A 12,839-nucleotide genomic window follows, 5' to 3' on the forward strand; every position below is an offset into this window, starting at 1 on the left:
ACGTCACGTCACGACGGGGATCGCGCACTGCGCGCGCAGGAACTCGGCGAGCGCCTCGGTCTTCATGAAGCCGCGGTCGCTCCCGTCACGCAGCCGGACGGTGGCGCCCTTCGCCTCCACCTCCTTGTCCCCGATGACCAGCATATGGGGGATCTTCTCGACCTGCGCTTCGCGGATCTTCGCGCCGAGCTTCTCCGAGCTCCGGACGAAGCTCGCCCGGATGCCGTGGGCGCGCAGCGCCTGGGTGACCTGCTCGGCGTGGTCGTTGTGCTTGTCCGACACCGTGACGACGCGCGCCTGCTCCGGTGAGAGCCACGCCGGCAGGGCGCCCGCGTGGTGCTCCAGGAGCACGCCGATGAACCGCTCGATCGAGCCGAGGAGCGCCCGGTGGAGCATGATCGGCTGCTCGAGCTCTCCCTTGGCGTTCACGAACCCGAGCGTGAAGCGCTCGGGGTTGTTGAAGTCGTACTGGAGCGTCGAGCACTGCCACCTGCGGTCGAGCGCATCGACCAGCTTGATGTCGATCTTCGGCCCGTAGAAGGCCCCGCCGCCGGGGTCCACCTGGTACTCGAGGCCGAGGGCCTTCAGGGCCCCCGCGAGGGTGCTCTCGGCCTTGGCCCAGTCCTCCAGGCCGCCGACGTACTTCTCCGGCCGCGTCGAGAGGTTGATGTCGAACTGCTCGAACCCGAACGTGCGGAGCATCTTCAGGATGAAGCGAAGCACGCGGTGGATCTCCTGCTCGACCTGGTCCGCGCGGCAGAACAGGTGCGCGTCGTCCTGGGTGAACCCTCGCACGCGCATCAGGCCGTGCATGACGCCCGCGGCCTCGTACCGGTACACGGTCCCGAGCTCCGCGAGGCGCATCGGGAACTCGCGGTAGCTCCGCGTCCGGCTCTTGACCATGAGGATGTGAAACGGGCAATTCATCGGCTTGCAGCAGTAGTCTTGGCCGTCGACCGACATGGGGGAGAACATCCCCTCCCGGTAGAAGTCCCAGTGGCCCGAGGTCTTCCACAGGTCCGCCTTGGCGATGTGCGGCGAGTAGACGATGTCGTAGCCCTCCTCGAGGTGCATCTTGCGCCACTGGTCCTCGATGATGGTGCGCAGGAGCCCGCCCTTCGGGAGCCACATGACGAGGCCGGCCCCGATCTCCTCGACGTAGTGCGGCTCGAAGTGCACCTCGACGTCGGCGTCCTTCCGGGCGCTCACCGCGGCCCTGAAGGCGCTCTTCGACTCCTGCGCCGCCGCGCCGCGGAGCCGGACGTGCAGGCGCGGGCGCGCCTCGTCGTCACCCGCGGACGCCTTCGGCGCCTCGCCGAACTTCACCGTTCGCCGGAGGGTCCGCCCGGGGAACGCCGAGGCCGCGGCGCCGAGGGTGTGCTCCACGAGCGCGCGGTCGAGGGGCGCCTCCGCGTCCACGCCGACGTAGAGGTCGATCTCGTCCTTCTCGGAGTACGCGTGGGTGTCGTAGCGCTCGGAGACGAGGTAGAGCTCGAGATCCCGCCCGAGCGTCCTGTGGTCGCGCTTCTTCGCCTCCTCCAGGCGGCGCACGTACTTGTCGAGGTCGTCCTTGTTGGGGAAGGCCACGCCGCGCACGCGCTGGAGCGACTGCTTCGTGGCGTCGGCGCGCCAGTAGGCCGCCGAGGACGACGTGATCTTGAACCCCTTGATGAACCCCGCGTGGGGCAGGTGCGGGCCGCGGCAGATATCCACGAACTCGCCGCAGCGGTAGATCGATATGCTGTCCTCGGGGATCCAGGACAGGATCTCCTCCTTGTATTCGTTCTTCTGCCCGAAACTCTCGAAGTAGGTCAGCGCGTTCTTCTTGTGGACGGAATGAAGCTCGAACTTGATCTTCTGCTCGATGAGCTTCTTCACCTCGGCCTCGATCATCTCCAGGTCGGAAGGGGTGAAGGTCCGACCGGCAACGTCGAAGTCGTAATAGAACTCGTCACCATGGTTCTTCGGGCCCATCGTGACCTTGGCGCCCGGGAACAGCCGCAGCACGGCTGTCGCCATGAGGTGCTCGGCCGAGTGGTTGATCGTGTCCCTGCCCTCGGGCGTATCGGCCTTCAGCAACTCCAGCTTCGCGCCGTCCCGGAGGGGCGCGCGGAGGTCCTGGATCTCCCCGTCGACGCGCGCGACGACGACCGCCTCGGCGAGCCTCGGCGAGATGGCCCGGGCGGCGTCGAACGCCGTGTTGCCATCCTCGAGCGCGAGGACCTTCCCATCAGGTAGAACGACCGAAGTTGCCATGACGTGACCTTCTTTTCTCTTTCCCCCGACTGTACGAGCGTCAGGTGTGTCGGTCTTAAAGCACCATGGCACCAACGTGTCAACGCCGCGAGGCCGCGCGCGGCCGCTCGATTCAAGCCTGAGGCCAAGCCAGAGGCCGAGCGCGAGGAGCTCGGCCGCTCCTGCTCGGAGCCTGCCTGCCACGACACGGGGCCGCGCGATACGGCCGCTTGTCACCTCTCGCCACCTCGGGGCGAACTGGCGCTCATCCGCCATGGACCGCCGGCGCCGACTCGATAGGAGGCATCGCGTCGCGCGCGCGACTCCAGCTCTCCGTCGTGGGCACGAGGACGCGGGGCGTCAGGACCTCCGGGCCGCCGCGCGGGCCCGGGGCTGCTCCGCGGCGGCGAGCTCTCTGGCGACGGCGAGCGCGCCCCGCACGCCGACCAGGGGATCGGTGATCACGGCGACGGGCACCCCCTCGAGGAGCGGCGTGAGGCGCCCCTTCTTCACGAAGGACTTCATGAACAGCTCGCGCCGCTGGGGGACGAGGTTCCTCGCGATGTTCCCGAGGACGTAGACCCCGCCGAGCGCGAGCTCGCGCAGGGCGAGGTTGCCGGCCTCGGCGCCGTAGATCTCGACGAACAGGTCGACCGCGCGCGCGGCGGGCCGGAACGCGCGGGCGAGCCCGAGCTCGGCGATCGCCGCGTTGCGGTCGCCCTCGGCGAGGCGGCGCTCGATCGCGCGCGGCACGCGGGCGGCGCGGGCGAAGAAGTCGAAGACGGCGCCGAGCCCGTCGCCCGAGAGGACCCGCTCGTAGCTCACGTGGTCCGGGTGGCGCTCGGCGAGGAACTGCCACAGCTCGGCCTCGACCGCGGAGCGCGCGGCAAAGTCGGCGTGACCTCCCTCGGTCGGGAGCGTGACGTGGCGGGCGCCATTCCAGAGGAGCCGGGCCTCGCCGAGCCCCGTGCCGGCGGCGATGACGGCCACGTTGTTCCCCTTCGGCCGCGGCCTGAGCTCGGTGAGCGGCTCGATGGACGCGCGGGCGACGTGCAGGCAGCCCGTGGCGCCGACGACGAGGTCGTTCACCAGGAGCACGCGGGCGATCTTGAGCCGGCGCGACAGCTCGCGCTCCGCGAGGCGCCAGGGCAGGTTCGTGACGGTGGCGACCTGGTCCTTGATGGGGCCCGCGACGCCGAGCACGGCGACGGCGGGGTGGGGGGCGTCGCTGCGCACGAGGAACGGGAGGGCGATCTCCTCGAAGCTCGCGTGCTCGCGGCTGCGGAAGACGGCCTCGGAGAGGGGCCGGCCGCCGGAGGCGCCGTGGAGCGCGAGCCGGGTGTTGGTACCTCCGATGTCGCCGACGAGCAGCGACAGGGCCACCGATCTGTTGGTCCTTGCCACGCGGGCGCCCTGCCAGCGCCGTGCCTCGGCGGCAAGGCGATCCATCATCGAGCGAGCGCGGGGATCGAGGATTCCGGGCGGACTCGAGCGGGCGTGATCGCCTGGAGGCGACGATGCACGGCTCGCCGGCTGCCTGCCGAGGCCGTTTCACGTCCTGCGCCGCTTGACCGGCGGCCTGCCTCCGGCCGAGAGTGCCTGCGTGCAGCGGCAGTTCTCCGCGCTCCTGGTCGCGCTTGCCGGCCTCCTCGCTCCCGCTGGCGCTGTTTTCGCCGGGCCGGCGCCGGCCGCGCCATCGCAGGCCGCGTTCGCGCCCTTGCAGGCGGCGTCCGCGCCCTTGCAGGCGGCGTCCGCGCCATCGCCGGCCGCGTCCGCGCCCTTGCAGGCGGCGTCCGCGCCCTTGCAGGCGGCGTCCGCGCCCTTGCAGGCGGCGTCTGCGCCGTCGCCGGCCGCGTCTGCGCCGTCGCCGGCCGCGTCCGTGCCCCCGCTGGCCGCGTCCGCGCCGTCGCCGGCCGCGTCCGCGCCGGACTCGGTCCAGCCGCCGCTCGTACAGGTCTTGCCATCGCCCGCGGAGGCTCCTCCGGCGTCTGCGCAGGTCGTGCTGGCGCCCGCTCCGGTCCCGCGGCCTCCCGCGCCGCGGCCTGCGCCGGTCGCGCCGGCATCCGCGTTGGTCGGGCCGCCGGCCCCCGCCCCGGACCAGGGCGAGCCTGTGGCTCCCGACCCGCCGCCGCCGCCCCCCGTGGTCGAGCAGCCCGAGGCGCGCGTCGAGCTGCTCGGCAGGACGGTCTTCGCCGTCCGCGTGCACCGGGGCAGCCTCTCTCCTCCGGAGCGCGCCCGTGAGGCGGCGCGCGTGCTGGAGCGCGCCGCCCAGGAGAAGGCGGTCCCCGAGGTCCGCGTCGACGAGCACGACGGCGTGGCGGTCGTCTACGTCGGCGATCGCCCGCTCGTCTACCTCGGCTCCGAGGACGCGGCGGCGGCGGGCCACACCACGGTCGCGGCCCACGCCGCCGCGGTCGCCGGCACGGTGCGCGACGTCCTCGCCAAGGAGCACAGCCGGAGCCGCCTCGCGACGAGCGTCTTCTCGTTCTCGCTGCTCGTCTTCTCGGGGCTGATCGCGCTGCTCCTGCTCCGCAAGGTCGGCGAGCTCGTCGAGCGAGGGCGCGCCTGGGTCGCCGAGCACCCGGAGAGGCTCCCGGCGCTGCGCGTCCGCGGCATCGAGATGCTCCGGCCCGCCGCGTCGCAGGGAGCGCTCTCGGTCGCGCTCGGCGCCGCCGGCGTCCTCGTCCGGCTGGGCATCGCCTACATCTGGATCCTCTTCGCGCTCTCCCTGTTCGCCTCCACGCGCGGCACCAGCGAGAAGCTCACCGGCTTCGTGCTCGCGCCCATGTCGGATCTCATGGGGCGCATCGCGCGGAGCGTCCCGGTGCTCGTGCTCGCGATCCTCGCGACGCTCGCGGTCATCGTCGTCATCCGCTTCGTGGGGCTGTTCTTCGGGAGCGTGGGCCGGGGTGAGACATCGCTCGGGTGGCTCCCGTCCGATCTCGCGGTCGCCACGGGCGTCCTTGTCCGCTTCGGCATCCTCGTGGCCGCGCTGCTCCTCGCGGCCCCGCTCATCACCGGCACCGACGAGGGGGCGCTCACGCGGATCGGCTTCGTCGTGCTCGCGGCGGCCGGGCTCGCCAGCACGCCGCTCATCGCGTCGGCGGCCGTCGGCCTCTCGGTCATCTACGGCCGGCGCCTGCGCGTCGGCGACATCGCCGAGGTCGGCGGCCGCGCCGGGCGGGTCCGCGAGCTGACGCTGTTCGAGGCGCGCCTCGAGGACGAGGACGGCTGCGTCGTGCGCGTGCCGCACCTGCTCAGCCTGTTCCACCCGACGCGCATCCGCGGCCGCCCTCCGGTCGTGGCCGTCGAGATCAGCGTCGACCCCGCCGCCGATCTCGATCGGGTGCGCGAGCTGCTCGTGAAGACGGGCTCGGGCCTCGGCAGCCGCGCCCGCGCCGCGCTCGTCGCGATCGACGAGGGGGGCGCCCATTTCCGGGCCACGATGGCCTGCGACGGCGACGACGTGCGCAGCCGATGGCTCACCGCGGTCGCGCAGGCCCTCGTCGCCGCGGACATCCAGCTCGGGCGCGCGCCGGCGTCCTCCGGCGGCGCGCGGCGCGCCGCGCCCGCGCCGGTCGATCGGAGCGCCGCTTCGTGAACGCCGTCTGGCTCCTGATGGGGCTCCTCGTGCTGTCGTACCTCGGCAGCTCGCTCGTCAGCGGCCGCGTGCTCCGGGGAATCGGCCTCCCTTCCGGCGCCGAGTACGTCGTGCTCGGCTTCGTGCTCGGGCCCTCGGCGCTCGGGCTGCTCGAGCCCTCGTCGCTCGCCGCGTTCGAGCCCGTGGCGGGCGTCGCGCTCGGCTGGCTCGCGGTGGTCGTCGGCCTCGACTTCGGCTTCGTCGGCAGCCGCCGCGTGCGGCCGTCCCGGATGGCGCTCTGCGTGCTCATGAGCCTCCTGACCGGCGGCGCGGTGGCCGCCGCCGTCTGGTTCGCGGCGGCCCACGGCGCTCCCTCGCTCGATCGCGGCGACCGCGTGCTGCTCGCGGCGGGCGTGGGCGCCGTCTCCGCCGAGACGACGCGGCACGCGGTGCTGTGGGTCACGCAGCGCTACAGCGCGAGCGGCAGGCTCTCGGACCTCATCGCCGACATCGCCGACTGCGACGATCTCGGCCCGCTGCTCATGATGGGCGGCGCGTTCGCGCTCGTCCCGCAGGCGACGGTCCAGTGGCCGATCCCGTTCTGGGGGTGGACGGTCGTCACGGCGCTCATCGGCGTGGTGCTCGGGCTCATCGCGGTCGTGCTCCTCGGGAGCGATTTCCGCCTGATCCAGAGCTGGGGCGTGCTGCTCGGGGCCTCGCTGCTGACGATGGGCACGAGCGCCCGGGTCGGCCTGTCGCCGCTGTTCGCGGCGTTCGCGATGGGCGTGACGATCGCCGCCTTGTCGCGGCACCGCGACGAGATCGTCGCCATGGTCGCGCCGACCGAGCGGCCGGTCATCCTGCCGGCGCTCCTGCTCGCGGGCGCGCACGTGAACCCGAAGGCGGCGCCGTTCCTGCCCTGGATCGTGGCGATCGCGCTCGGGGCGAGGCTCGCGGGCAAGCTCGCGACCGGGCTCGTCTTCCGCGTCGTGTCGCCCGAGGCGCGCGAGACGTCGCCGTGGCTCGGCCTCGGGCTGCTCTCGTCCGGCGCGGTGGCGATGAGCGTCGGTCTCGCCTTCGCGCTGCGCTTTCCGGGCCCGGTCGGGCACACCGTCCTCTTCGCCGCGGCAGCCGCGGCCGTGTTCGGCGAGCTCGTCGGGCCGCAGTCGCTGCGCGCCACGCTTCGCAAGGCCGGCGAGCTCGCCGCGCCGGATCGGGCGTCGCTCTACTTCGGCCGCAGCCCGGCTCGCGCCGGGGGCGACGCGGCGCCGGGCGAGGGAGGAGACAGGGGCGGCCCGCCGTCGCCCGCGGCGAATCGGGGCGACGGATGAGGAAAGGCGAGGGGTCACCGTGAGCGCCGCAGCACTCCCTGACGTTGGGCCTGCCGGTCCGGTCGCACCGGTCGAGCCGGCCACGCCGGTCGAGTCGGCCACGCCGGTCGAGTCGGCCATGCCGGTCGGGTCGGCCACGCCGGTCGAGCCGGTCACGCCCTCCGGGCAGCACGGCGCGTCCTCCGCGCGCCACCACGGGTCGGCTCCCAAGGGGCCGCTGAACCACCTCACGCACGCGGTCGCGCTCGTGATCCTGTTCGGGGTGCTCTACGCCACGACGCGCGCGGTCCCTCACGCGCACGGGCCCGCGGCGACGATCGCCTCGATCGGCTTCCTCCTGCTCGCGGGCACGCTCGCGAGCGAGCTCGTCGAGCCGCTCCGCCTGCCGCACCTGTCGGGCTACATCCTCGCGGGCATCGTCGCCGGCCCGCACGTCCTCAAGCTCGTCGACCACCACGCCGTGGAGGAGATCTCGCGGGTCAACACGCTTGCGCTGGCGCTCATCGCGCTCGCGGGCGGCGCCGAGCTGCGGATCGAGATCGTCAAGAAGAGCCTGAAGAGCCTCCTGCTGCACAACCTCGTCCAGACGGCGCTCGTCTTCGTGGTGATGACGGGCGTCTTCTACGCGGCGCGCTCGCTGGTGCCGTTCGCGGCCGAGCTCTCGACCACGGCGGCGTTCGGCGTGGCCATCCTGTGGGGCGTCATCGCGGTCACCCGCAGCCCCTCGGCCGTGCTCGGGATCCTCTCCCAGACGCGCGCGACCGGCCCCGTCGCGATGCACACGCTCGCGTTCGTGATGACGTCGGACATCATCGTCATCGTCGTGACGGCGGTCGCGCTCTCCACGGTGCGGCCGCTCATCGAGCCGGGCGCGACGATGTCGATGCACGAGATGGAGGTGCTCGGCCGCGAGATCCTGGGGAGCATCTCGATCGGCACGACGCTCGGCCTCGCGCTCGCGGCCTACATGCGGCTGATCGGCCGCCAGCTCATCCTGGTGTTCGTGGCGCTCGGCTTCGGCGCGACGGAGGTGCTGCGGTACCTCCGCTTCGACGCGCTGCTCGTGTTCGTGGTGGCCGGCTTCGTCGTCGCGAACCTGTCGAAGCAGGGCGAGAAGCTGGTGCACGCGGTCGAGGACGCCGCGAGCGTGGTGTTCGTGCTGTTCTTCGCGACGGCCGGCGCGCACCTCGACCTGCCCCTCTTGCGGCAGATGTGGCCTGTCGCCCTGCTCTTCGGCGCGTCGCGCGCCCTGGCGACGTGGGTCGCGAACCGCATCGGCAACCGGCTGGCGGACGATCCGCCGCTCCTGCGGCGGTGGTCGTGGTGCGGGCTGGTCTCGCAGGCCGGGCTGACGCTGGGGATCAGCGTGGCCATCGAGCGCGCGTTCCCGTCGATCGGCGCCGGTTTCGGCGCGCTCGTCATCGGTTGTGTCGCGCTGAACGAGGTGTTCGGCCCGATCCTCTTCAAGTACGCGCTCGACCGCGCCGGCGAGACGGCGGTCGAGGCCTCGCGCGGGTCGCTGCCGAACCTCGGGCGCCACGGGTGAGCCGCGGCCCTGTCACGGGGTGAACCGGAGCGAGTAGCTCACCACGGTGGGGCCTCGCCTCGGCTTCAGGAAGTCGATCCGCTCGAAGACGCCGACCACGCACTTCGTGAACGCCTGGCCCTTGAGCGCCGTCCGCGGCTTGCGCACCTCGGCCTTGCCGCCGTCCTTCTCGATGCGGAGATCGATGCCGAAGTCGCCGCCCTTGGTCGGGTCCTCGGCGAGCGCGAAGCAGCGGCGGAACTCGTCGAAGTGGGGCGCGACCGAGCGCTTGATCGGCTCCTTCGTGAAGTCGTCGTGCGGGCCGCCGCCGATGTGCATGCCGATGTTGGCGACCTTGACCTTCGGGAGCGGCCCGGCGTCGGCCGGCGCCGCGGCGCTTGCCGCCGGATCGGCCGTGGCGCTGGCGGCGGGCGCGGCGCTGGCGGCGGGCGCGGCGCTGGCGGTGAGCGCGGCGCTGGCGGCGGGCGCGGCGCTGGCGGCAGAGGCCGTGGCATCGGCGGCGGGGGCAGCGCTCGCGGCCGAGGCGGGCGGATCGGGGGGAGCTGACGGCGCGGCGGTCGTGGAAGGGGCCTGTGTCACTTCGACCGGGGGCGCGGTGCGGGGCGAGCAGCTGGCCAGGGCGGCAGCGAAGGCGAGGGGAGCGGAGAGCGCGAGTAGGGAGGGAGCGGGGCGGCGCATGATGGCGCGCGAATCTACACGGCGGTGCGCGCAGATCCAGGAAGCGGGGACGGCGCGAGCGCGGCCGAGGCAACGCGAGGAACGACGAACCGATCGCTTCGCGTGGAGAGCCGCCGTGATGCGCGCGAGGGGCTCCGTTGCCGGAGGGAAGGGGTCCGTCGCGCGCGCGAAGGCATCCGGCGCCGGCCGGAAGGCTTCCGACGCGCTCCGAAAGCTTCCGACGCGCTCCGAAAGCTTCCGACGCGGGGCGGGATGCGGAATTTGCCGGGAAATTCGTCTCCCGGCGGGCGCCGGATGGCGCCGGCGGTGCGGCGGGCGCCGCCAAGTCCGCGAAATCTCGTGCTCCGGAACGCGCCGGAAGCTTCCAGAGCGTGCCGGAAGCTTTCGGCGCGCGTCGGAAGGTCTCCGGCGCGCGCCGGAAGCCGTGGTTTGTGTGCTGGATTGCGTTCGCGTCCCGCGCCTAGGGCGCCGTCGCGTCCCGGCGCTTCTGCACGGCGTCGTTGTGGTCGTCCAGGCTCTCGCTGAACCGGTGGCGGCCGCCGCCCGCGGCCACGAAATAGAGGTACTTCGTCGCCGCGGGCGCCAGCACGGCCGCGATCGACGGCGCACCGGGGTTGGAGATCGGCCCGGGCGGCAGCCCCGGGTGCGCGTAGGTGCTGTAGCGGTTCTTCGGATCCCGCACCACGGCGGGCGTGGCCTTGCCGCTCCACCCGGCGCACGACGGCGCCTCCTCGGGCCAGGCGACGCAGCCGTAGAGCGCCGTCGCGTCGGACTGCAGCCTGCGAGAGCGGAAGCTCGGATCGAGGAGCCGGTTCAGGAACACGCTCGCGATGAGCGGCCGCTCCTCCTCGACGACCGCCTCCTTCTCGATGATGGAGGCCAGCGTGAGCACCTCGCGGCGACCCCAGCCGAGCGTCGCCCGGAGCGCCGCGAGCCCGTCCTTGCTCTGCGCCGCGAGCGCGCTCCACCGCCGGTCCGACTCGGCGACGAGGCGCCGCGCCACGTCGCGCGCGTCGGAGTCCAGCGCGAGCTCGTACGTCGCCGGGAAGAGGTACCCCTCCGCGCTCTCCGCGCCCACGGCGCCGCCGCGCTCGATGCCGAGCGCGTCGAGGAACGCGCCGTCGGCCGTGGCCGCGAGGAACGTCTTCCGGCCGGCGATGCGCAGCTTCTCCAGCCGGGCGGCGATGTCGAAGCGGCTGAAGCCCTCGGGGATCGTGAGCTTCGCCGTGGGGCGCCCCTCCGCGCGCGCGAGCAGCTGCCGCAGCTCCCGCGGCGTCGCGCCCTCGAAGAGCAGGTGAGGGCCCGGCACGAACGCCTCGGTGCCGCCGGTCGCGCCGAGGTAGAGCGCCATGGCGCGCTCGCTCTCGACGAGCCCCTCGGCCGCGAGCAGCGCGGCCGCCTCGCCCGCGTCGAGCCCGTCCGGCCAGTTGAGCTCCACGACCCGGCCCCGGTCCGGCGCCCTCGCGCGCCCGAAGCCGAACACCAGCGCGAGGAGCGCGGCGCACCCCGCCGCGATCACGCCCGCGAGCCCGAGGAGCAGCGCGCGCCCGCGCCTGGCCCGGGGCTGGGCAGGGCGCCGCGACGCCGGCGAGCGCTGCCCCGCGCCGCGCGCGCGCCGCGCGGGGGTCGCCTTCCGGGTCGACGGCGGCTCGCGCGGCGGCGAGCCCTGCGCGCCGTCGCCACCCGTCCGGCGGTTGCCGTCGCCACCCGTCCGGCGGTTTCCCGGCCGGCTCGCCCTAGGTCGAACGCCCACCGCTCGGAGTCAAAACCCGAAAGCCCGACGCGTGTCAACGCCCCGCGTCGCCGCGGGGCAGGGGCCTGAGCGCGCCGTCCGCGCCGTCCGCGCCGGGCGCCGCGCGTCAGCGCGCGAGATCGAAGGCCTCCGCCTCGTTGCGGCGGACGGCGCTCTTGCCCTGGCGGGACTGCGCCGGGGCGGGCCGCGGCGGCGCCGCCGCCGGGGCCTGCGCGAAGCCGCCCGGCTCCGCGGCGGTGGCGGGCGGCGGCGTGGCGAACGCCGGCGGCGTGGCGAAGTCCGTGCCCGCGCGCTCCAGCGCGGCGAGCTGGCCCTCGAAATCGGACGCCACGTCCTTCGCGCGGTTCGCCGGGGCGACGGCCTTCGCCTTGTCGGCCGCCTTCTTGAGCGACGCCTGCTGCGCGTTCAGCTTGCTGCGCGCCTCGTCGAGCCGCCCCTGCTCGAACAGGAAGTTGGCCTGCTTCAGCGCCGCCGCCGTCTCGCTGCGCTGCACGCGCCCCGCGACGAGCGCGTCGAGCTCGCTCGCGTCCGCGTCGCGGTCCGCGATCGCGACGCCGAGCTTGCCCGCGCACCGCGCGTCGGTCCTGGCGACGAGATCCCGGTAGGTGAGGCCCACGTCGGCGAGGGGGGAGTCGCCGCGCGCGTCGCCGACGAGGCCGCCGAGGCGCACCTTGAGCAGGACCGTCTTCACCTCCCCCGCCGCGAACGCGCCGAGCGGCACGATGACCTGATCGCCGGCCCGCCGGAACGAGCGATCGAAGACCCGGTCGAGCTCCACGCCGGGCGCGAGGTCGATCGCGAGCTCCGCGCCGCTCGCGACCGACGCCGTGAGCTGCTCGGCCTCCGCCTCGAAGATGCGCGCGAGCGCGGCGTCGTTCTCGACGAAGTAGTGCCGGCCGTTCGAGTCGAGCGCGATCGCCGACAGGATCTTCTCGTTGTAGTCGACGTCGACCCCGATGGTCGTGATGGCGATGCCGCGATCGCGCGCCCGCTGCGCCATCGCGCGGAAGCCGGGGACGTCGCGGACCCCGTGGTTGGCGTCGCCGTCGCTGAGGACGAGCATCCGGCTCACGCCGCCGCTCGTCTGACCGAGCAGCGAGAGGCCCTCCTCGATGCCGCACGAGATGCACGTGTCGCCGCCGAGCGAGATGCCGCGGACGCTCGCGAGGATGCGGCCGCGCGTGTCCGGCCCGACGGTGGTGGGCGGCACGACCACGCTGGTCCGCGTGTCGAAGGTGACCACCGACACGACGTCGCCGTCGTTCAGGCGGCTCACGGCCGTCGTCGCCGCCTGCACGGCGTTGGTGAGGCGGGTGCCCTTCATCGAGCCGGAGCGATCGATGACGAGCGAGAGGTTCGCCTGCGCCTGCGACCTCGCGGGCGCCCCGTCGCCGCGGACCTCGAACATCAGGAACGTCTCCTGCGCCGAGCGAGGCAGGCGGGCGTGACCGACGCGCCCCTCCAGCATCAGCCTCGATCCGGTGGTGAAGCGGCTCGGATCGATCGCCGCGACGGCGCCGCCCGTCACCTCGGGGACCTGGCGGGGCGGCTCGGTGATCACCTCCGGGACCGCCGTGACGGAGCTCCCGCCCCCGGACGGGGCCAGGGAGTAGACGGAGAGGCTCGTGAACATCATGCCGAGGGCGGAGAACAGGGCGACGTGGGTCGGCTTCATGGCTCCTCCAGAGAACGGCCTGGGCCCCCCGAGCTTACGAT

The 12,839-nt window shown here is 73.6% G+C and carries 8 protein-coding genes; 3 read left to right on the forward strand and 5 right to left on the reverse strand.

Translation table 11 applies throughout. The features are described 5' to 3' along the window. Positions 1-3 precede the first annotated feature (3 nt). On the reverse strand, positions 4-2,256 hold the full coding sequence (gene thrS / locus ACSRUE_RS26390; protein WP_441285999.1) for a threonine--tRNA ligase: 2,253 nt from the start codon (positions 2,254-2,256) through the stop codon (positions 4-6). A gap of 339 nt (positions 2,257-2,595) precedes the next feature. Continuing rightward, the gene (locus tag ACSRUE_RS26395) at positions 2,596-3,639 is read right to left on the reverse strand and encodes a glucokinase (protein WP_441286000.1); all 1,044 of its coding nucleotides are present in this window, start codon (positions 3,637-3,639) and stop codon (positions 2,596-2,598) included. Between the two features lie 706 nt (positions 3,640-4,345). On the opposite strand from ACSRUE_RS26395, the gene ACSRUE_RS26400 reads away from it, so the two are divergent. From ACSRUE_RS26400 to ACSRUE_RS26410, 3 genes are read left to right on the forward strand one after another with little or no spacing between them, the layout of a single operon-like run. Beyond that, complete coding sequence (locus tag ACSRUE_RS26400) at positions 4,346-5,836, forward strand: mechanosensitive ion channel domain-containing protein (protein ID WP_441286001.1); 1,491 nt, start codon at positions 4,346-4,348, stop codon at positions 5,834-5,836. Continuing rightward, the gene (locus ACSRUE_RS26405; protein WP_441286002.1) at positions 5,833-7,146 is read left to right on the forward strand and encodes a cation:proton antiporter; all 1,314 of its coding nucleotides are present in this window, start codon (positions 5,833-5,835) and stop codon (positions 7,144-7,146) included. Before ACSRUE_RS26400 ends, ACSRUE_RS26405 begins: the two co-directional genes overlap by 4 nt. A 19-nt stretch (positions 7,147-7,165) precedes the next feature. Then, positions 7,166-8,692 (forward strand): cation:proton antiporter domain-containing protein, encoded by a 1,527-nt coding sequence (locus tag ACSRUE_RS26410; RefSeq protein WP_441286003.1) that lies wholly within the window; start codon positions 7,166-7,168, stop codon positions 8,690-8,692. A gap of 12 nt (positions 8,693-8,704) precedes the next feature. Here ACSRUE_RS26410 and ACSRUE_RS26415 read toward each other — a convergent pair whose 3' ends face one another. From ACSRUE_RS26415 to ACSRUE_RS26425, 3 genes are all read right to left on the reverse strand, one after another. After that, positions 8,705-9,370 (reverse strand): hypothetical protein, encoded by a 666-nt coding sequence (locus tag ACSRUE_RS26415; RefSeq protein WP_441286004.1) that lies wholly within the window; start codon positions 9,368-9,370, stop codon positions 8,705-8,707. A 460-nt stretch (positions 9,371-9,830) separates the two neighbouring features. Then, complete coding sequence (gene mltG, locus ACSRUE_RS26420) at positions 9,831-11,123, reverse strand: endolytic transglycosylase MltG (protein WP_441286005.1); 1,293 nt, start codon at positions 11,121-11,123, stop codon at positions 9,831-9,833. A gap of 106 nt (positions 11,124-11,229) precedes the next feature. Beyond that, on the reverse strand, positions 11,230-12,798 hold the full coding sequence (locus ACSRUE_RS26425) for a vWA domain-containing protein (RefSeq protein ID WP_441286006.1): 1,569 nt from the start codon (positions 12,796-12,798) through the stop codon (positions 11,230-11,232). Positions 12,799-12,839 lie beyond the last annotated feature (41 nt).

Origin of the sequence: Sorangium sp. KYC3313 (genome assembly GCF_052075895.1) — a bacterium.
GTDB lineage: Bacteria > Myxococcota_A > Polyangia > Polyangiales > Polyangiaceae > Sorangium > Sorangium cellulosum_B.